This window comes from Methylobacterium aerolatum (assembly GCF_022179085.1).
GTDB lineage: Bacteria > Pseudomonadota > Alphaproteobacteria > Rhizobiales > Beijerinckiaceae > Methylobacterium > Methylobacterium aerolatum.
Genome location: NZ_BPQE01000033.1, coordinates 44812 through 64458 on the forward strand (window position 1 = coordinate 44812; position 19647 = coordinate 64458).

The 19647-nt window shown below is 72.4% G+C and carries 20 protein-coding genes; 15 read left to right on the top strand and 5 right to left on the bottom strand.

Translation table 11 applies throughout. From position 1 onward, the window contains the following. Positions 1–77: 77 nt before the first annotated feature. The 9 genes from hemA to MFF06_RS20035 all read left to right on the top strand — a co-directional run bounded on the left by hemA (position 78) and on the right by MFF06_RS20035 (position 10321). Positions 78–1295: a 5-aminolevulinate synthase gene (gene hemA / locus MFF06_RS19995; protein WP_238207299.1), complete on the top strand. Its 1218-nt coding sequence runs from the start codon at positions 78–80 to the stop codon at positions 1293–1295. Positions 1296–1434: 139 nt separating this feature from the next. Then, a complete protein-coding gene (gene bchI, locus MFF06_RS20000; RefSeq protein ID WP_238207301.1) occupies positions 1435–2445 on the top strand; it encodes a magnesium chelatase ATPase subunit I in 1011 nt (336 codons plus the stop codon). 176 nt (positions 2446–2621) lie between these two features. Then, a complete protein-coding gene (locus MFF06_RS20005; RefSeq protein ID WP_283207296.1) occupies positions 2622–4292 on the top strand; it encodes a magnesium chelatase subunit D in 1671 nt (556 codons plus the stop codon). Positions 4293–4340: 48 nt separating this feature from the next. After that, positions 4341–5273: an alpha/beta fold hydrolase BchO gene (bchO, locus tag MFF06_RS20010; protein ID WP_238207305.1), complete on the top strand. Its 933-nt coding sequence runs from the start codon at positions 4341–4343 to the stop codon at positions 5271–5273. Between the two features lie 42 nt (positions 5274–5315). Continuing rightward, a complete protein-coding gene (locus tag MFF06_RS20015) occupies positions 5316–6083 on the top strand; it encodes a gamma-glutamyl-gamma-aminobutyrate hydrolase family protein (protein WP_238207307.1) in 768 nt (255 codons plus the stop codon). 80 nt (positions 6084–6163) lie between these two features. Then, entirely contained in the window at positions 6164–7492 is a 1329-nt protein-coding gene (gene larC, locus MFF06_RS20020; RefSeq protein WP_238207309.1) for a nickel pincer cofactor biosynthesis protein LarC, read from the top strand. After that, complete coding sequence (larE, locus tag MFF06_RS20025; RefSeq protein WP_238207311.1) at positions 7489–8310, top strand: ATP-dependent sacrificial sulfur transferase LarE; 822 nt, start codon at positions 7489–7491, stop codon at positions 8308–8310. The genes larC and larE overlap by 4 nt, the downstream gene beginning before the upstream one ends. A 137-nt stretch (positions 8311–8447) precedes the next feature. Then, positions 8448–9134: a nickel pincer cofactor biosynthesis protein LarB gene (larB, locus tag MFF06_RS20030; protein WP_238207313.1), complete on the top strand. Its 687-nt coding sequence runs from the start codon at positions 8448–8450 to the stop codon at positions 9132–9134. A gap of 77 nt (positions 9135–9211) precedes the next feature. After that, on the top strand, positions 9212–10321 hold the full coding sequence (locus MFF06_RS20035; RefSeq protein WP_238207315.1) for an aldo/keto reductase: 1110 nt from the start codon (positions 9212–9214) through the stop codon (positions 10319–10321). Between the two features lie 247 nt (positions 10322–10568). On the opposite strand, the gene MFF06_RS20040 is transcribed toward MFF06_RS20035, so the two are convergent. The 5 genes from MFF06_RS20040 to MFF06_RS20060 all read right to left on the bottom strand — a co-directional run bounded on the left by MFF06_RS20040 (position 10569) and on the right by MFF06_RS20060 (position 15696). Continuing rightward, the gene (locus MFF06_RS20040; RefSeq protein WP_238207317.1) at positions 10569–11159 is read right to left on the bottom strand and encodes a histidine phosphatase family protein; all 591 of its coding nucleotides are present in this window, start codon (positions 11157–11159) and stop codon (positions 10569–10571) included. A gap of 43 nt (positions 11160–11202) precedes the next feature. Continuing rightward, entirely contained in the window at positions 11203–11601 is a 399-nt protein-coding gene (locus MFF06_RS20045) for a VOC family protein (protein ID WP_238207319.1), read from the bottom strand. A gap of 83 nt (positions 11602–11684) precedes the next feature. Further along, positions 11685–12827 carry a DNA replication/repair protein RecF gene (recF, locus tag MFF06_RS20050; RefSeq protein WP_238207321.1) on the bottom strand — a complete coding sequence of 381 codons (1143 nt, stop codon included), beginning with the start codon at positions 12825–12827 and terminating at the stop codon, positions 11685–11687. Between the two features lie 205 nt (positions 12828–13032). Beyond that, positions 13033–14154, bottom strand: coding sequence for a DNA polymerase III subunit beta (gene dnaN, locus MFF06_RS20055; protein ID WP_238207330.1), 1122 nt, complete (start codon positions 14152–14154; stop codon positions 13033–13035). 210 nt (positions 14155–14364) lie between these two features. Further along, the gene (locus MFF06_RS20060; RefSeq protein ID WP_238207332.1) at positions 14365–15696 is read right to left on the bottom strand and encodes a flagellar biosynthetic protein FliO; all 1332 of its coding nucleotides are present in this window, start codon (positions 15694–15696) and stop codon (positions 14365–14367) included. 277 nt (positions 15697–15973) lie between these two features. On the opposite strand from MFF06_RS20060, the gene flgB reads away from it, so the two are divergent. The 6 genes from flgB (at position 15974) to flhB (ending at position 19515) form a co-directional block, all read left to right on the top strand. After that, positions 15974–16378, top strand: coding sequence for a flagellar basal body rod protein FlgB (flgB, locus tag MFF06_RS20065; protein ID WP_238207334.1), 405 nt, complete (start codon positions 15974–15976; stop codon positions 16376–16378). A 91-nt stretch (positions 16379–16469) separates the two neighbouring features. Then, on the top strand, positions 16470–16877 hold the full coding sequence (flgC, locus tag MFF06_RS20070) for a flagellar basal body rod protein FlgC (protein ID WP_238207336.1): 408 nt from the start codon (positions 16470–16472) through the stop codon (positions 16875–16877). Positions 16878–16884: 7 nt separating this feature from the next. Then, positions 16885–17199 (top strand): flagellar hook-basal body complex protein FliE, encoded by a 315-nt coding sequence (gene fliE, locus MFF06_RS20075; RefSeq protein ID WP_238207338.1) that lies wholly within the window; start codon positions 16885–16887, stop codon positions 17197–17199. A gap of 151 nt (positions 17200–17350) precedes the next feature. After that, positions 17351–17617 carry a flagellar biosynthesis protein FliQ gene (fliQ, locus tag MFF06_RS20080; RefSeq protein ID WP_238207339.1) on the top strand — a complete coding sequence of 89 codons (267 nt, stop codon included), beginning with the start codon at positions 17351–17353 and terminating at the stop codon, positions 17615–17617. A gap of 30 nt (positions 17618–17647) precedes the next feature. Then, positions 17648–18409: a flagellar biosynthetic protein FliR gene (gene fliR, locus MFF06_RS20085; RefSeq protein WP_238207341.1), complete on the top strand. Its 762-nt coding sequence runs from the start codon at positions 17648–17650 to the stop codon at positions 18407–18409. 38 nt (positions 18410–18447) lie between these two features. Beyond that, positions 18448–19515, top strand: coding sequence for a flagellar biosynthesis protein FlhB (flhB, locus tag MFF06_RS20090; RefSeq protein WP_238207343.1), 1068 nt, complete (start codon positions 18448–18450; stop codon positions 19513–19515). Positions 19516–19647 lie beyond the last annotated feature (132 nt).

Below are 19647 nucleotides of genomic sequence, written 5' to 3' on the forward strand. Positions count from 1 at the left end.
GTCGCATGCGAATTTCAAAAGGATCCGAATGCTACGGCACAAGCGGGACGAACCCGCGGAAGTCGGGGAGTAGGGGAATGGACTACGAAGGCTTCTTCGGCGCCGAGATCGCCGGTCTCCACCGGGAAGGGCGCTACCGCGTCTTCACCGACCTGGAGCGCCACGCCGGCCGTTTCCCGCACGCGACGCACCACCATGCGAGCGGCACCCGCCCGGTGACGGTGTGGTGCTCCAACGACTATCTCGGCATGGGCCAGCACCCGAGCGTGCTCGGCGCGATGCACGAGGCCCTGGACCGCTGCGGCGCCGGGGCCGGTGGCACCCGCAACATCTCCGGCACGAACCACTACCACGTGCTGCTGGAGCGCGAGCTGGCCGACCTCCACCGCAAGGAGGCGGCGCTCCTCTTCACGTCCGGCTACGTCTCGAACTGGGCGGCGCTCGGCACGCTCGCCTCGCGCCTGCCGAACTGCGCGGTCTTCTCGGACTCCGAGAACCACGCCTCGATGATCGAGGGCATCCGGTTCTCGCGCGCCGAGCGCCATATCTTCCGCCACAACGACCCCGAGGACCTCGACCGCAAGCTCGGGCTCGTCGATCCCGCCAGGCCGAAGCTGGTGGCCTTCGAATCGGTCTACTCGATGGACGGCGACATCGCCCCGATCGGCGAGATCTGCGATGTGGCCGAGAAGCACGGCGCGCTCACCTACCTCGATGAGGTCCACGCGGTCGGCCTCTACGGCGAGCGCGGCGGCGGCATCTCGGAGCGGGACGGCGTGGCCCACCGCCTCGACGTGATCGAGGGGACGCTCGGCAAGGCCTTCGCCGTCCACGGCGGCTACATCACGGCCTCCGAGAAGCTCTGCGACTTCGTGCGCAGCTTCGCATCCGGCTTCATCTTCACCACCTCGCTGCCGCCCTCCGTGGCGGCGGGCGCGGCGGCCTCGATCCGCCACCTGAAGGACAGCGGCGTCGAGCGCGCCCGCCATCAGGAGCGCGTCGCCAAGGTCCGCGCGGCCCTGGAGGCCGCCGACATCCCGACCATGCCGAACGACAGCCACATCGTCCCGGTGATGGTCTGCGACCCCGTGCTGTGCAAGGGAATCTCGGACACCCTGCTCGACGAGTTCGGCATCTACGTGCAGCCGATCAACTACCCCACCGTGGCGCGCGGCACCGAGCGCCTGCGCATCACGCCCTCGCCCCTGCACACGGACGCGGACATCGCGCATCTGGTCGAGGCGCTCACCACGATCTGGGGCCGCATCGGCCTCCGGCAGAAGGCGGCGGAGTAGGAGGCTTCTGTCCCTCCCCCTTGTGGGGAGGGGTAGGGGTGGGGGTGGCGCAGAAGGCACCGCTCCGCTTAATCCTGAACCACCCCCACCTCCGGCTCCTCCCCACACCGGGGAGGAGAGGGCCAGTCGTGAGTCCTTCGTGCCCACCTTTCCCTTCTCGGCCATCGTCGGCCAGGACGAGATGCGCCAAGCGCTGCTGATCGCGGCGGTGGATCCTTCGGTCGGCGGCGTGCTGGTCTTCGGCGACCGGGGGACGGGCAAGTCCACGGCGATCCGGGCGCTCGCCGCCCTGCTGCCGCCGATGACGGCGACGGTGGGCTGCCCGTACAATTGCGACCCCGCGAGCCCGGCCGGCTCCTGCCCCCACTGCGCGGCGGGGGGCCCGCGCAAGAGTCACAAAAAACCGGTGCCGGTGGTGGACCTGCCGCTCGGCGCCACCGAGGACCGCGTCGTCGGCACCCTCGATCTGGAGCGGGCCCTCGGCGCCGGGGTGAAGGCCTTCGAGCCGGGTCTGCTCGCCCGCGCCAACCGGGGCTTCTTGTATATCGACGAAGTGAACCTCCTTGAGGACCATCTCGTCGACCTGCTGCTCGACGTGGCGGCCTCGGGCGTGAACACCGTCGAGCGCGAGGGCCTGTCCCTGCGCCACCCGGCCCGGTTCGTCCTCGTCGGCTCCGGCAACCCGGAGGAGGGGGAGTTGCGCCCGCAGCTCCTCGACCGCTTCGGGCTGGCCTGCGAGGTCGCCACCCCCACCGACATCCCCACCCGCGTCGCCGTGGTGCGCGCCCGCGACGCCTACGAGCGCGACCCGCAAGGTTTCTGCGCCGCCCACGCCAAGGCCGAAGCCGCCACCGCCAAGCGGATCGAGGCGGCCCGCAAGCGGCTCCCCGCCGTGACCGTGCCGGACGACGCCCTGGAACAGGCGGCCCGCCTCTGCCTCGCGCTCGGCACCGACGGATTGCGCGGCGAGCTGACCCTGATGCGCACCGCCCGCGCGCTGGCGGCCCTCGACGGCGCGCCATCCGTCACCACCGACCATCTCCGCCGGATCGCCCCGGCGGCGCTCCGCCACCGCCTGCGCCGCAATCCGCTGGACGAGTCGGGCTCGACGGCGCGGGTAGACCGGGCCCTGGCGGAGGTGTTCGGGTGAGGAGGACGCCGCCTGTCCCTCTCCCCTCTGCGGGAGAGGGTCCCCTGCGTGGCAGGGGGGGAGAGGGGGGCGACGTTTCCGGGGACGTCGCGACGAATGCACGATCCGGCATTGTCGCGCCCCTCTCCCGCCCCCCGCCGACGCAAGGGGCGCCCACCGGGCCGATTTCCCCCGCATTGGGGGGAGGGGATGGCGGTTCGCCCTGGTCCGACGCCTTGCTCGCCGCGCGTCTCCTCGCCGCCGACCCGCACGGTCTCGGCGGCGCGGTGGTGCGCGCGGGCCCCGGGCCGGTCCGCGACCGCTGGCTCGACCGGCTCCGTGAAGCCCTCGGCCCGGACCGCCCGTGGCGGCGGATGCCGCCGGGGATCGGCGACGAGCGGCTGCTCGGCGGGATCGACCTCGCCGCGACGCTCTCCGCCGGGCGGCCGGTGGCACAGGCCGGGCTGCTGGCGGAGGCCGAGGGCGGGGTGATCGTGGTGCCGATGGCCGAGCGGCTGGAGCCGGGCACCGCCGCCCGCCTCGCCGCCGCCCTCGATACCGGACGGGCCGGGCCCGACGGCGCACCCGCCCGTTTTGGCCTCATCCTCCTCGACGAGGGGGAGGGCGACGAGGCCGTCCCCGCCGCGCTCGCCGACCGCCTCGCCTTCCGGCTCGACCTGCGCGGCCTCCGTGCAAGCGACGCGGACGGTACGGAACCGAGCCCCACGGCCGGGGCGGCCGAGGCCGATGCGGTGGCCTTGCTCTGCACGATCGCCGACGCCTTCGGCATCGCGTCTCCGCGGGCGCCGATTCTGGCCCTGCGCGCCGCCCGGATGCTGGCGGAGGGCGCCGAGCCCTCGGACTCCGCGGCAGTCGCCGCCGCGCGGCTCGTCCTGGCGCCCCGCGCCGAGCGCCTGCCCCAGCCCGCAGAGGCTCCCCCACCACCGCCCGAGGAGGCGGAGAGATCTTCACCGCCGCCGGACGAGGGTGACCGGCAGGACCCCGCTCCGCCGGACGACGTGGTGCTCGACGCCGTCCGCGCCGCGATCCCGCCCGGCCTCCTCGAAGCCCTGATGACGGGCGGCCCGCGCCGGTCCCAGTCCAAGGCGGGGCGCGGCGGGCGCGAGGAGGCCGTGGCCCGCACCGGCCGCCCGGTGGGCAGCCGGCCGGGCGATCCCCGCCGCCATCGCCTCGATCTCCTCGCGACCCTCAGGGCCGCCGCGCCCTGGCAGCGTCTGCGCCGGGGCGAGGGGGACGACGCCTCCCGCCTCCACATCCGCCGGGACGACCTGCGCATCCGCAAGCTGCGCCGCCGTGTCGAGACGACCACCGTGTTCTGTGTCGATGCCTCCGGGTCGGCGGCCCTGGAGCGTCTGGCCGAGGCGAAGGGCGCCGTGGAGGCCCTGCTGGCGGAGGCCTACGTCCGGCGCGACCGGGTGGCCCTCGTCGCCTTCCGGGGACGGGGGGCGGATCTCGTGCTGCCGCCGACGCGCTCCCTCACGCGGGCCAAGCGCGGCCTCGCGGGCCTGCCGGGGGGCGGGGGCACACCGCTTGCCTCGGGCCTCGACGCGGCCCTCGCCGTCGCGCTGGGTGTACGCCGGGGAGGGGGCCAACCGGTGGTGGTGGTCCTAACGGACGGGCGGGCCAACGTCGCCCGCGACGGCGAGGGCGGACGCGCCCGCGCCGGGGAGGAGGCGCTGTCCGCCGCCCGCGCGATCCGGCTGGCCGGGCTCCCCGCCCTGGTGGTCGATACCGGGGCCAGGGGCGGGGGCGCGAGCGCGGTGGCGGAGGCGATGGCCGCCCGCTACCTCGCCCTGCCGCGCATCGACGGCGGGATGATCGGGGCGGCCGTGAAGGCGATGCGGTGAGTCGCGCCGCGTCGGGTATGTGTCAGGAAACGTGAGGTCCCGTTGCTGATGTTCGACGAGCCTGACCGCCCCCGCTGGGACACGGACGGGAAGGATTGGCCCCACCGGGCGGCGAGCCGCTTCGTCGAGGCCGGGGGCCTGAGGTGGCATGTGCAGGAATTCGGAGCGCCCGGCGCACCCGTCCTGCTGCTCCTGCACGGCACGGGGGCCGCCACCCATTCCTGGCGGGGTCTCGCGCCCGTGCTGGCGCGGCATTTCCGCGTCGTCGCGCCGGACCTGCCCGGCCACGGCTTCACCGATCCGCTGCCGGCCGGAACCCTGTCCCTCCCCGGCATGGCCAAGGCGGTGGCGGCCCTCGTCGCCGCCCTCGGCGTCACGCCGACCCTCGCCGCGGGGCATTCCGCCGGGGCCGCAGTGCTGGCGCGGATGTGCCTCGACGGGTCGGTCGCACCCCGCCTGCTCGTGGCCTTCAACGGCGCGCTGGCGCCCCTGCCGGGGGCGGCGAGCCTGCTGTTCCCAAGCATGGCGCGGCTGTTGTTCCTCAATCCGTTCACGCCGAGGATCTTCGCCTGGACGGCGGACCGCGCCGCCGTGCGGCGCCTGATCGAGGGGACGGGCTCGCGCCTCGACCCCGAGGGACTCGACCTCTACCGGCGCCTCTTCGCCAAGGCGGGCCACGTCCGGGGGGCGCTCGGCATGATGGCCAACTGGGACCTCGACCGTCTCCACCGCGACCTCGCCCGCCTCGGCACGCGGACGCTGCTGATCGTCGGCGGCGACGACAAGGCCATCGCCCCGGACACCGCCTTCACCCTGGCGAAGCGGCTGCCCGATGCGCGGGTCGCCCTCATCCGGGGACTCGGCCACCTCGCCCACGAGGAGAACCCCGAACGCGTCGCCGCCGTCCTGTTGGAAGAGGCCGAAGCCGCCGGTGTCGCAGAGGCGCCGCGCGGGGTGGCGCCGGGGGACACGCCGGTCTAGAGCCGGAGCCCTCTGCCGGGGGGCGAAAGGTGGTTTGACGGCATGGCCAGGCCCGTGATCGGCGTCATCGGCAACGCGCGCCTCTTGGACGACCGGTTTCCGGGACAGACTGTGGGCACGAGCAACCTCCGCGCGCTGGCGGAGGTGGCGGGTGTCCTGCCCCTGGTCTTCGCCGCCGACCCGGCCATCACCGATCCCGGCGCGCTCCTCGACACCGTCGACGGCATCCTGCTCACGGGCGGGCGGGCGAACATCCACCCGGCCCGGTTCGGCGAAGAGCCGTCGCCGGCCTACGAGCCCTTCGACGAGCGCCGCGACGCCCTCGCCCTGCCCCTCGTGGCCGCCTGCATCGAGCGGGGTATCCCCCTCTTCGGCATCTGCCGGGGCTTCCAGGAGATCAACGTCGCCTTCGGGGGCACCCTCGATCCCGAGATCCGCGACATCCCCGGCCGGATGAACCACCGGATGCCGCGCCTGCCGAACGGCGAGCCTCACCCGGATCTCGACGTGCTGTTCGAGGACCGGCACGAGGTCCGTTTGACGCCTGGGGGCGTGTTCGCCGGGCTCGTCGGGCGCGAGGTCATCCGGGTCAACTCCCTGCACGGCCAGGGCGTCCGCGAACCCGGCGGGCGCATCGTGGTGGAGGGCGTGGCCGAGGACGGGACGATCGAGGCGATCCGGGTCGATGCCGCACCCGGCTTCGCCCTCGGCGTGCAGTGGCACGCGGAGCACGAGACCGCCGCCAACCCCGTGAACCGCGCCCTCATCGCAGCCTTCGGGAAGGCGGCCTCACGGCGGGCGGCGCGATGAGCCGGGACACCACCATCGCAATCGCATGAGGACGCGACGCCGCGCTCCCCGTGGCCGCACGGCGCCCTAGGTCGCAATCGATGCAGATCCATCTCGACGCGCTCGGCGGCGTGGCGGGCGACATGGTCGCCGCCGCCCTGCTCGACGCCTTTCCCGAACACGAGGCCGGCGTGGCGCGCAGCGTGCGCGCCGCCCTGGCCGAGGCCGCGCCGGACGCCGCCGCCTCCGTCCGCTGCACCCTCTCCGCCCACAACGACGGCATCCTCACCGGCCGCCGCTTCACGGTGCTAAAGGGCGGCGCCCCGGCCGAGGAGAACGGCCCGGAGCGGCACGATCACGCCCACGATCACCATTCCGGTCACTCTCACGCCCATCACGACCACGGTCACCACTCCCACGGCGATCACGGCCATTCCCATGCCGCGCACGGCCACCGGCATTGGGCGCAGATCCGCGACGGCCTGGCGCGGGCGGACCTCGACCCGGCGGTGGCCGGGCACGCGCTCGCCATCTTCGGGCATCTCGCCAAAGCCGAGGCGCGGGTCCACGGGATCGCCGTCGAGGCGGTGGCCTTCCACGAGGTGGGCGCCTGGGATTCCATCGCCGACATCGTCGCCGCCGCGCACCTCGCCGCCGCACTGAAGCCCAGCGCCTGGACGGTCTCCGCCCTGCCGCTCGGAGGCGGCCGGGTGCGGACGCAGCACGGCCCCCTGCCGGTGCCCGCTCCGGCCACGACGCTGCTGCTCGCCGGCTTCACGATGATCGACGACGGCATTCCCGGCGAGCGGGTGACTCCCACGGGCGCGGCGATCCTGCGCCATCTCTGCGGCGGCCGTGCCGGAGCGGCGCCGGGACCGCGCATCCTGGCCCGCTCGGGCACCGGCTTCGGCACGCGGCGCCTGCCGGGCATCAGCAACTGCCTCAGGGTGCTGGCCTTCGAGGACGAGGCGCCTGCGCGGGAGGGGCACCGCGAACTCGGCGTCATCGAGTTCGAGGTGGACGACCAGACGGCGGAGGACCTCGCGCAGGGGCTCGACCGTCTCCGCGCGGAGGCGGCGGTGCTCGACGTGGTGCAGATGCCGGTCTTCGGGAAGAAGGGCCGGATGATGACCCATGTCCGGCTGCTGACCCGCGCGGACGGGATCGAGGCCGCCATCGGCGCCTGCTTCCGGGAGACCACCACCATCGGGTTGCGGTACCGGACCATGGCCGGCATCGCCCTGCCGCGGGAGGCCGTCACCGTCGAGGCCGAGGGCCGGCCTGTCCGGGTGAAGACCGTCGCGCGGCCGGGCGGGCGCACCGCCAAGGCCGAGGCCGACGACGCGCTGGCCGGCGAGGACCACGCCGCCCGCGCCCGCCTGCGCCGGACGGCCGAGGGCATCGCCCTCGCGAGAGGAGAGACGCCATGACCGGCTCCGCGCGCCCCCGCCTGGAGGAAGTCCTGGGCGAAATCGGCCCGCTCACCGTGGCCGTCAGCGGCGGCGTCGACAGCCTGACCCTGGCCGCGCTGGCCCACCGCGTGCTCGGCCCGGCCGCGTCCATGGTCCACGCCGCCTCCCCCGCCGTCCCGGCCGAGGCGACGGCGCGGGTGCGGGCCGAGGCGGCCCGCGAGGGCTGGGACCTGACCGTCGTGGAGGCCGGCGAGTTCGCGGACGACCGCTACCGGGCCAACCCGGTGAACCGCTGCTTCTTCTGCAAGACCAACCTCTACGGCACGATCCGCACCGTCACCGACCGGCAGATCGTCTCGGGCGCCAACCTCGACGACCTCGGCGAGTACCGGCCCGGTCTCGATGCCGCCCGCGAGCACGGGGTGCGCCACCCGTACGTCGAGGCCGCGATCGACAAGGCGTCCGTCCGGGCGCTCGCCCGCGACCTCGGGCTCGGCGACGTGGCGGAGTTGCCCTCGGCCCCCTGCCTGTCGAGCCGGGTCGAGACCGGCCTGCGGATCGAGCCGGAGACGCTGGCCTTCATCCACGCGGTGGAGGGGATGGTCGGCACCGCACTGGGGGCGAGCCATGCCCGGCAAGCCGTCCGCTGCCGGGTGCGGGCGGCGGGGGTGGTGATCGAACTCGATCCCGCAAGCCTCGATGCGCTGCAGGACGGAGCGCGGGAGGATCTCGCCCGGCGGATCGCGACTCTCGCTCCACCCCGTCTCGCGGAGAACGGCGTGCGCTTCCTTCCCTACAAGGTCGGCAGCGCCTTCCTCACCGGAGACGCCGCGTGAGGAGCACCAACTTTTGTCAGTGCGCGGGAAGCGAAGCAATTCCGGATAGCGGGCCCGTTCCAGGCGTCGCACATCCCTGGATTGCTTCACTGCCTTCGCAATGACGGCGTGAACGGATCGAGCGGGGTCAGACGACCGTGACGACCAAAGACGAATTCCTCCTGGATTTCGGCCGGGCCGAGCGGATCGGCCTGGAGGAGGCGATCTACTGCGCCGGCAAGTCGGCCGAGCAGATCGACGCCATCCTCGATGCGGCCGCCGAGCGGGGTGCCCGCTTCCTGCTGACGCGCCTCGACACGGCAAAGGTCGAGGCGCTGTCGGCGGCCCATCGCCGCCGCCTCGACCATTGCCCGGTCTCGCGCACCGCCTTCTTCGGCGAGCCGCGCCCGGTGGAGGCGAAGGCCGCCGTCGCGGTCGTCGCGGCGGGGACCTCCGACGTACCCGTCGCGCGGGAGGCCCTGCGCACGCTCCACTACCAGGGCCGGGGCGCGACGCTCATCGCGGATGTCGGCGTCGCCGGGTTGTGGCGGCTGACGCAGCGGGTCGAGGACATCCGCGCCCACCCGGTCGTGATCGTGGCGGCGGGGATGGATGCGGCGTTGCCGAGCGTGGTGGGCGGCCTCGTCGCCTCGCCGGTGATCGCGGTGCCGACCTCCGTCGGCTACGGCGTCGCGGAGGGCGGGCACACGGCCCTGAACTCCGTGCTCGCGAGCTGTGCCCCCGGCATCACCGTCGTGAACATCGACAACGGCTACGGAGCCGCCTGCGCGGCCCTGCGCCTGCTCCACGCGGCCGAGCGGCTGGTCCGCCCGGCCGAACGATGACGCCCCCCGGTCGTTGATCCCGAGACGGCCCGGAGCGCCCCGATGACTTGCCCCCGACAATCCTCAAGGAGACGGACATGGAACGCCGCGACTTCCTCAAGGGCGCTGCCCTCGGCGCCGGCCTCGCCGCCGCGAGCCCTGCGGGTGCTGCCGTGAGCGACCCCGGCCTGCCCAACACCCGGCCGCAGGATCCGGCGGATCTGCCCTTCGTCACCGATGCGGGCGAGCGCCGGGGCGAAATGCTGTACCGGCCGTTCGGGAACACGTCGGAAAAGATCTCCGCCATCGGCATGGGTGGGTTCCACCTCGGCAAAAGCGCGGTCACCGACGACGAGGCCACCCGGCTGATCCATGCCGGGATCGACCGCGGCATCACCTTCATGGACAATTGCTGGGACTACAACCAGGGCCGCTCCGAGGAGCGGATGGGCATCGCCCTGGAGCAGAACGGGTACCGCAACAAGGTCTTCCTGATGTCCAAGATGGACGGGCGGACCAAGGAGGAGGCCCTCAAGCAGATCGAGCAGTCCCTCCGGCGGCTCCGCACCGACCACATCGACCTCGTGCAGCACCACGAGATCCTGCGCTACGACGATCCCGACCGGGTCTTCGCCGAGGGCGGCGCCATGGAAGGCTTCATGGAAGCCAAGAAGCAGGGCAAGCTTCGCTACATCGGCTTTACCGGCCACAAGGACCCACGCATCCACCTGCAGATGCTCTCCGTGGCCCAGGAGCGGGGCTTCCACTTCGATTCCTGCCAGATGCCGGTCAACGTGATGGACGCGCATTTCCGCTCGTTCAGCCACCTCGTCCTGCCGCATCTGGTCCGCGAAGGCATCGCGCCGCTCGCCATGAAGACCTTCGGCGACGGGGTGATCCTGAAGTCGGACGCGCCGATCAAGCCGATCGAGTACCTGCACTTCTCCCTGAACCTGCCGGTCTCGGTGGTGATCACCGGCATCCAGAACCAGCGCGACCTCGATCAGGCCTTCGAGGCGGTGAAGACCTTCAAGCCGATGGACAAGGCGACAGTGGCCGAGTTGCTCGCGCGCTCGAAGCCCTACGCGCTCGAAGGCAAGTACGAGCTGTTCAAGACCAGCGCGACCTTCGACGGCACCGCCAAGAACGCCGCGTGGCTCGGCGAGGACGTGCAGGGCGTGAAGAAGCTCGCTCCGGTGATGGAGTAGGGGCACCGGCCGTCACTGCGAACGCAGTGAGGCAATCCACGGTCGACGCAAGGGCTCAAGACGTGGCGCGGATGCGCTCTCCTCCCCTTGTGGGGAGGAGCGGGAGGTTGGGGGTGGGGCCGTCTGCACCACCCCTCACCCTCCCCACACGGGGGAGGGAGCACGCGGTCATCCCCACAATGCCGTGGTCCCACTCGACCCGGCAGACGCTCACCCAGGACGGCATCACCATCGCGGCGTGAGGTGTTCACGCCGCCGCGGGCGTCGCATCCAGGTCGAGCTCGATGCTCGCGCAATTCTCCAGGAACGTCCCGGTCAGGTGGTAGAAGAACGTCCCGTGGCCCACCACGGCGATGGTCTTCTCCGGCCGCGCCCGCAGCCACTCGCGGAAGCCCGCCACGCGCCGGTCGAAAAGCGGGCGGGGCTCGATCGGCAGGCCGAAGGTGAGGGCGGCGCCCTCGTCGGCGTGCCACCAGACCTCCGGCAGGTGCCCGACATCGAGATGCGGGAACTCCGCCGCCAGCTCGGAGGCCGCCCGGCCGACGTCGCAGCTGCTCTCCTGGCACTCCCGGTGCAGCACCTCCACAAGGATGCGCGGCTCGGAGGGATGACCGTCGAACAGGATCGAAGCGGTCTGGATCGCCCGCGTCAGGGGAGAGACGACGACGAGCTCGAAGGGAATGTCCCTGAGCCGCCCCCGGGCCGCCTTCGCCTGCCCCTCGCCCCGGGGGGTGAGACGCGCATCGCGGTGGTTGGGGTCCTCCCCGGTCGCCCGGTGGGCGGCGTTAAAGGTCGATTCCCCGTGGCGGATGCAGACGATGCGCGTTGTCGTTCCCATGGTACCTGAAGCTGGCCTGTCGAATGCGTGAATGGGCAATGGCTTACGCGAAGCGGCCGCCACGCTGGATGACCTCGATCTTGTAGCCGTCGGGGTCGGTGGCGAAGAAGAACGTGGCGAGCGCCGTGTCGCCGTTCTTGAGGGTCTTGACGTCGGTGACCGTGAAACCGGCCGCCTTGTGGCGGGCGTGCTCCGCCTCCAGATCCTCCACCACGAAGGCGAGGTGCCCGTAGCCGTCGCCGATGTCGTAGGGCTTGTCCCCGCGATCCTTGTTGACCGTCAGCTCCAGCTCGAAGGGGGAGGACGGGTCCTTCATGTAGATCAGGGTGAAATCCGGGAAGTCGAAACGGTCGGACGGCTCCAGCCCGAAGGCGCGGGAGTAGTAGTCGCGGGAGCGCGCCTCGTCGCGGACGCGGATCATGCTGTGGACGGGCTTGGCCATGGTCAGAGGGATTCCGTGCTCGGGTCGGGCCTGATGTGGTGCGCCGGCGCCGGCGGGAAAGGGCATTTCGGGCACGCGGCCCGTCACTGGCCGATGCGCACCGTCTGGATCATGGCGCCGGCCGGCGCGAAGGCCTCCGGGTCCGTGCCCGTCATCCAGACCTGCCCCGAGAGGGCGTTCAGGGCCTCGAACAGGCCGAGGCGGCGGCGGGGATCGAGGTGCGCGGCCACCTCGTCGAGGAGGATCGCGGGCGCGATGCCGCTCATCGCCCGCACCAGCCGGGCGTGGGCCAGGACGAGGCCGATCAGCAGGGCCTTCTGCTCCCCCGTGGAGGCCGTGCCCGCCGGCACGTCCTTCGGCCCGTGGCGCACCACGAGGTCGCTGGTCTGCGGCCCGCTGAGGGTGCGCCCCGCCGCGCGGTCGCGGGGCCGCCCGTTGCGGAGCGCGAGGCGGAACCGGTCCTCGGCCTCGAGGGCGGGCCAGACCGCCACGAGGTCGTCGAGATCGCCTTCGAGCCGCACGGAGGCCCAGGGAAAGGGCTGCGCGTCGTCGCGGGTCTGGGCGATCAGCTGATCGAGCCGCTCCACCGTCTCGCGGCGGGCAAGCGCCACGGCGACGCCGAGTTCCGCGATCTCCCGCTCGATGGCGTCGAGCCAGCGGGCGTCCTGGCCCGGTTCCTCCAGCAGGCGGTTGCGGGAGCGCAGGGCCTTTTCCAGGGACGAGACTCGTGCCCCGTGGGCGGCATCGACGGCGAGCACCAGCCGGTCGAGGAAGCGGCGCCGGTCCCCCGCCGGGCCGCGGAACAGGGCGTCGAAATCGGGCGTCAGCCAGACCACCCGGAAGAACTCGGCGAAGGCCACCGGCGAGGAGGCGGTGCCGCCGTCCACCCGGCAGAGGCGGCTGGCCCGCCCTTCGTAACCGGGCGGCTCCATCCCCGTGCCGAGGCGATGCTCGGCCCCGTCCCGGTCGAGGGTCAGGGACACGGCGAAGCCCCCCGGCCCGCCGGCCCGCGCCATGGCGGCGAACTCGGCCCGGCGCAGCCCCCGGCCGGGGGCGAAGAGGGAGACCGCTTCGAGGAGGTTCGTCTTGCCCGCCCCGTTCTCACCCACCAGGGCGACGAGGCGGGATTCCGGCTTCAGGTCGAGCTCGGCATGGTTGCGGAAGTCGCGGACGATCAGGCGGCTCAGGCGCTGGTCGGGAAGGGCCGGTCGTGGCGCGTCTGACATGCGGCGGGAATCTGGGCCGGCTCGGGCGATCCTGTGCGGGAGAGACAGGCTGTAACGGCTGCGCGGGCGAACGCCAATGCGGCGCACCCACTCCGTCGTCGCGCGCGTCAGCGAAGCAAGCCAGGGCTGCGGCAAGCCGCCGGATGGCGCACTGTCCCTGGATTGCTTCGCTTCGCTCGCAAAGACGACGGCGGTGAGGAGCGCCCTAAACCCGCATCGGCATCAGCACGTACAAGGCCGGGGCGCCCTCACGGTCCTGGATCAACGTCGGTGAGCCGGGGTCGGCGAGCTTGAACAGGGCCGTGTCGCCCTCCAGCTGGCCGGTGATGTCGAGGAGGTAGCGGGCGTTGAAGCCGATATCGAGCGCGCCGGCGCCGTAATCGACGTCGAGTTCCTCCGTCGCGCTGCCCGCGTCCGGGTTGGTCACCGACAGGGCGAGACGCCCCTCCGACAGGCCGAGCTTCACCGCCCGGCCGCGCTCGGAGGAGATGGTCGAAACGCGGTCCACCGCCTTGGCGAAGGCGTCGCGCTCCACGGTCAAGCGCTTGTCGTTGTTGGCCGGGATCACCCGCTGGTAGTCCGGGAAGGTGCCGTCGATCAGCTTGGAGATCAGGGTCAGACCATCGGCGAAGCGCAGGCGGATCTTGGCGGGCGAGAGATCGACGCCCACCATCTCGCCGCCGTCGTCGAGGAGTTTCTGGATCTCGGCCACGGCCTTGCGCGGCACGATCACCCCCGGCATCCCGGGGCTGCCCGCCGGGGCGGGAATCTCGACGCGGGCGAGGCGGTGGCCGTCCGTCGCCACCGCGCGCAGCATCGGCGCGCCGTCGGATTCGAGGACGTGCAGATAGATGCCGTTGAGGTAATAGCGCGTCTCCTCCGTGGAGATCGCGAACTGCGTCTTGTCGATGAGGCGCTTCAGGTCGATGGCGGCGATCTCGAAGCCGTGCGGCATCTCGCCCGTGGCGAGATCGGGGAAATCCCCCTCCGGCAGGGCGCCGAGGGCGAACCGGGAGCGGCCGGAGCGGATCGTCATCTGGCCGCCCTCGCCGCCGGTCTCCAACGAGACCTGGGCGCCGTCGGGCAGCTTGCGCACGATGTCGTAGAGGACGTGCGCCGGCACCGTGGTCGCGCCGGGATCCGAGACGTCGGCCGGGATGCTCTCCGTCACCTCGATGTCGAGGTCGGTGGCCTTGAGCTGGAGGGCGGATCCCTCGCTCCGGATCAGCACGTTCGACAGGATCGGAATGGTGTTGCGCCGCTCCACCACCCGGTGGACGTGGCCGAGCGACCTGAGGAGGGCCGCGCGCTCGACGATGACTCTCATCGGCTCACTCGAACTGTGGGGGGCCGCGGCGGCCCCTGGACGACGAGCCCCTCACCGACCTCCCGGCCATCGGGAGGTCCCCCCTCGGGCCGGAGCGGCCCGCCGGGAGTGTCGTGAGAGGCCCAAGGCCGTTCAGCTTGGCGAAGGCCCAAGGCGAAGGCAAGGCCGCCGGGTGCGACTCGCACAGGCGAGGCGGCCGCGGAGATGGTCTCAACCCTGCTTGTCGAGGGGACGGCCGAGGAGACGGGCGAATTCCGCCTCGATCTCCTCCACGGAGAACGGGTTGCCCGTCGCCTTCGCGTCGGACCGCGCGGGCTCGGGGCGGGGCGGGATCGGCGGCGCGGGCCGCTCGGCCTCCGGTTGGGGCCGGGCGGGGGGCGGCGTGAAGACGGGCGCCTTCGGGATCGGCGGCGGCGCGACGGGATTGGCCGGGGCCGCTTCGGCCGGGGCGAGCCGGGGGGGCGGCGGCGCCGTGGCGGTCGTCGGCGGAACGGGCGGAGCCGGTGGCGGGACGACCGGCGGCAGGACGAACGCCGGAGCCGGCGGCGGGACCTCCTGGGCGGGGGCCGCCGGGGCGGGCTCGGGGGTGGCGGGGGTGGCTGCGGTGTCCGTCCGGCGCCCGAAGGACGCCATCAGGGAGGCGAGGGTCTTCGCGGACGGCGCGGCGGCGGCCGGGGCGGGAGCCGCAACGGGGGCGGGCACCGGCGCAGGGCTTTGCGCGGGGGTCGGCGTGGGGGCCTCCGGCGGAGGGGTCACGGCCGAACTCGGCCGCGCGATCGCAGCCTGGAGCTGGCGGGCCATGTTCGACAGGACCGCCGGGTCGACGCTCCGGGGCTCGGCGGCGGGCGCCGGCGCGAGGCTTGGCATTGCCGGCGCTTCCGCGACGGGGGGTGGGGGCGGCGCGGGCGCGGGCGCGGGCTCGGCCGCCGGGACGGCCGGACGCTGGCCACGCCCGCGCAGGAACGGCTCGCGGGCGGGCGGCGGCACGACATCGGGGGGCGGGGGCAGGTCGCGGCCGGGCTCGTCGCCGCCGATCAGGCTGGCGTCGAGGGGCAGGCGCACCGGCGGCGCGCTCATCGAGCCCGGCACGGGGGAGGGCACCACCACGGGCATCTCGAAGGGAGGAACGGTCCGCCCCCCCGCCCCCTCGGCGATCGCCCGGGGCGGCTCGGGCAGGCGCCCGGCCTCCGCGAGGGGATCGGGCAGGGGCTCCGCCACCGGCTCGGGCCGGAGGGTCGATTCCGGCAGCGGGCGCTGGCCGCGCTGGATGTTGCGCTCCACCACCACGTCGTTCGGGCCGCCCACCAGCAGCAGGTGCTCCACGTTGTCCCGGCGTAGCAGGATCAACTGGCGGGCCCTGTCGAGCTCGTAGACGTCCACGATGCCGAGGCGCGGCTGGCGCGCGCGGGCGCCCCGCGTCGCCAGCGCCGTGCCCCCGCCGGTCAGCCGCCGCACGAGCAGGACGATCGCGGCGAGCACCGTGAAGATGACCGCGAAGATGACGATGTACTGGATGATCGGTGAGCCGTCAGAGCCGAACACGGACCGGAGCCATGACAAGGTTACGCACTCGCACGTTCGGCCCCCGGGACAGCGGTGGGCGGCTCCTAGATAACACGTGGGGCCCGCCGGAGGGCAGACGAAGTTAAGACTTCGTTAACAGGTCGTTGCACGGCATCCGTCACCGAGCCCCCTGGAACCGCCACCCGGAAAGCCAAACGGCGGGTACTTCCGGTTGCAACTTTAACGCGGCGTTAACCATGGGGGCGGCAGTTTTTGCCGGGCCCGGAGATGCCGGGTCCTGCCGCCGGAGGGGGCCTTGGCCATCACCGACCTGCCTGTCCTGGCGATGCTGCGCACCCGTATGCAGTGGAACCAAGCGCGCCAGAGGCTCATCGCCGAGAACGTGGCGAATGCCGACATGCCGGGCTTCCGGCCCCGCGACCTCGCGGAGCCGAGCTTCAACCGGGCGACGGGGGAAGCGGTCGCCACCACGACGAGCCTCGCAGTAACAGCCCCCGGCCACATCGCTACGGCGGGCGCGGCCGGCAGCGGGGGCGACCCGAAGCGGGTGAAGGATTTCGAGGTGCGGCCGAGCGGCAACGGCGTCAACCTCGAGGACGAGATGATGAAGGCCGGCGACATCCAGACGGACTACCAAGTCGCCGCCTCACTCTACCAGCACAGCCTGACGACCCTGCGGATCGCGATCGGCAAGAGCTGACACGGGCGGCGGGCGGGAATGGCCGGTCGCGGCTCGAGACTTCGCGATCGGGGAAACGCGTCCGCCGGAGGACGCCTGACGGAGGCTGGCGATGGAATTCACGAAGTCGTTGCTGGTGGCGGCCTCCGGGCTGAAGGCCCAGGCGGGCCGGATGCGGGTCATCGCCGAGAACATCGCCAACGCGGATTCCGCGCCGCCGCGCCAGGGCGCCGAGCCCTATCGCCGCAAGATCCCGTCCTTCGTCAGCCACCTCGACCGCGAGACGGGCGCGAGCCTCGTGGAGGCGGGCCGCATCGCCCGCGACCGCTCGGCCTTCCGCACCAAGCACGATCCCGGCAACCCGGCCGCCGACGCCAAGGGCGACGTGCAGATGCCCAACGTGAACACGCTGATCGAGAACATGGACATGCGCGAGGCGCAGCGGTCCTACGAGGCGAACCTGAACATGGTCACGGGCACGCGCAAGATGATCGCCCAGACCATCGCCATCCTGAGGTAGCCGGGTCATGGCATCGAGCAACTTCGCCGCGGGCGCCTACGCCGCCGTCCAGGGCCTCGGCACCGGGCGCCCGGCGCCCCGCATCCAGCCGACCCAATCCGCGGGAGACAGCTTCGCCGGGCTCCTCGGCCAAGCCCTCGACAGCGTCGGCGACGCGGGGCGGCGGGCCGACACCCAGGCGGTCTCCGCCGCGACCGGCAAGGCCAACGTCGTCGATGTCGTCACCGCCGTGGCCGAGAGCGAGACCGCCCTCCAGACCATGGTCGCCGTGCGCGACCGCATGATCTCGGCCTACGAAGAGATCATGCGGATGCAGATCTAGGAGCGCTGGTCCTTTTCCCCTCCCGCTCGCGGGGAGGGGCCGGGGGGTGGGGGTGGTTCAGACGAAACCGCCGAGCCTCATCCGGCACCACCTCCACCCCCTACCCCTCCCCGCAAGGGGGAGGGGGAACCGCAACTGTCGCGGACATCCGATGACCGGCCTCTCCATCCTCGACGTCGCCCGCGACGGCATCTTCGTCTTCCTCAAGGTCGCCGGGCCGCTGATGCTGGTGGCGCTCTTCGTCGGCCTCGTCGTCTCGCTGGTCCAGGCCCTGACGCAGATCCAGGAGCAGACCCTGATCTACGTGCCCAAGATCGTCGCGGTCTTCGCCACGCTGCTCCTGATGCTGCCCTTCATGGGGGATGCCATGGCCGGGTACATGACCCGCATCGCCGCCCGGATCGCGGCGGGCGGGTGATGGCGGCGGTTCCGCGCTATAGGGGAGGGCATGAACCTCCTGCTGCCGGGCATGGCCTCGGCCTACCTCCTCGTCTTCGCGCGGGTCGGCACGCTGATCATGCTGATGCCCGGCGTCGGCGAGCAGACCGTACCCGCGCGGTTGCGGCTGGCCTTTGCCCTGCTCGTGGCCCTGGTGCTGTTCCCGCTGGTGCGGCCGATGCTCGGTGGCACGGAGGGCATCGCCGGCCCCCGGCTGATCGGGCTGCTGTTTGGCGAGACCATCGTCGGCCTCATCCTCGGCCTCACCGTGCGGATGGTGCTCGCCGCACTCCAGACGGCGGGGCTCATCGTCTCGCAGCAGCTCGGCCTGTCCTACGCGATGACCGTGGATCCGAGCCAGGGCGGCCAGCAGACGGCGGTCGGCAACTTCCTGTCGCTGCTCGGCATCACGCTGATCTTCGCCACCGACCTGCACCACCTCGCCATCGCGGGGATCGCCCACAGCTATCAAGTGCTCCCGCCCGACGCCGTGCCCGGCTTCGGCGACGCCTTGCAACTGGCGCTCCGGGCCATCGCCCGCGGTTTCACCCTGGCGGTGCAGATCGCCGGGCCGTTCATCGCCTTCGGCATCCTGTTCAACCTCGGGCTCGGCGTCCTGTCCCGGCTGATGCCGCAGTTGCAGGTCTTCTTCCTCGCGGTGCCCGCCTCGGTGCTGATCGGCATGCTGATCCTCGCGGGGGCGTTGGGGATCATGATGGGCGTCTTCCTCGACGACATGGGCCGCACCCTCGCGGAGGTGGCCGGGCGCTGACGCCCGCGCCGCCAACGGGCGCCGGGGGGGCCTGAGCCATGGCCGAGGGCACGGAACAGGAAGACAAGACCGAGGAGCCGACCCAGCGCCGGATCGAGCAGGCGATCGAGCGCGGCGACGTGGCCAACAGCGTCGAGGTCAACACCCTGGCGATCCTCGGCGCCTTCACCCTCGCCCTCGTCGTCGCCGGGCCGATGATCGCGGCCGACCTGAAACAGGGGCTGGCCGCCTACCTCGCCAACGCCCACCAAGTGCCCGACAGTCCTGGCTCGATGGAGGCAGCGGCCCGTGGCGGCCTGTGGCTGTGGCTGAAGGCGCTGGCGATCCCCGCGGGGGTCGCGGCGGCGGCAGGGATCGGCGCCGGCTACCTCCAGCATCCCCCGGTGTTCAATTCCGGCGCGCTGATGCCGAAGTTCGAGCGGATCTCCCCGATGGCGGGGGTGAAGCGCATCTTCGGCGTCGAGGCGCTGTTCCAGTTCGGCAAGGGCCTCGCCAAGATGCTCGCGGTGGGCGTCGTCGGCGGGTCGATCCTGTGGGCCGACCGCGACCGGCTGGAGGTCTTCGTCCGGCTCGATCCCGCCACCTGCCTGCCCGCGATCCTGACCCTCAGCCTGAAGCTGCTCGCCGGGATGCTGGCGGTCCACTTCGTCATCGCCGGGGCGGACTACCTCTACGCGCGGATCCGCTGGCGGGGCCGGCTGCGGATGTCGAAGGAGGAGATCAAGCAGGAGATGAAGGAGTCCGATGGCAACCCGGAGATCAAGGGCAAGCTGAAATCCCTGCGGATGGCCAAGGCGAAGAAGCGGATGATGCAGGCGGTGCCGACGGCGACGGTCGTCGTCACCAACCCGACCCACTACGCCGTGGCGCTCCGCTACGAGGCCGGGATGCCCGCGCCGATCTGCGTCGCCAAGGGCGTCGATGCCCTGGCGTTCCGCATCCGCGAGGTCGCCAGGGCGCACGACGTGGCGGTGATCGAGAACCCGCCGCTGGCCCGCGCCCTCCACGCCACGGTGGAGATCGACCGCGAGATTCCCGCCGAGCACTACCGCGCGGTGGCCGAGGTGATCGGGTTCGTGATGCGCCTGCGCCGCCGGGCCGCGTGAGGATGGGGCTGCCCTTCCGACCCGGCGTGTGTGAAGTTTTCGAAGGGTTTGGGTCCTGTCCGGGGTCGGATGCCTCTTGCCGTCAGGCGGGCGCCAAGCCAAACCGGAGGCCGTTTCTGGAAAGACCTCGAT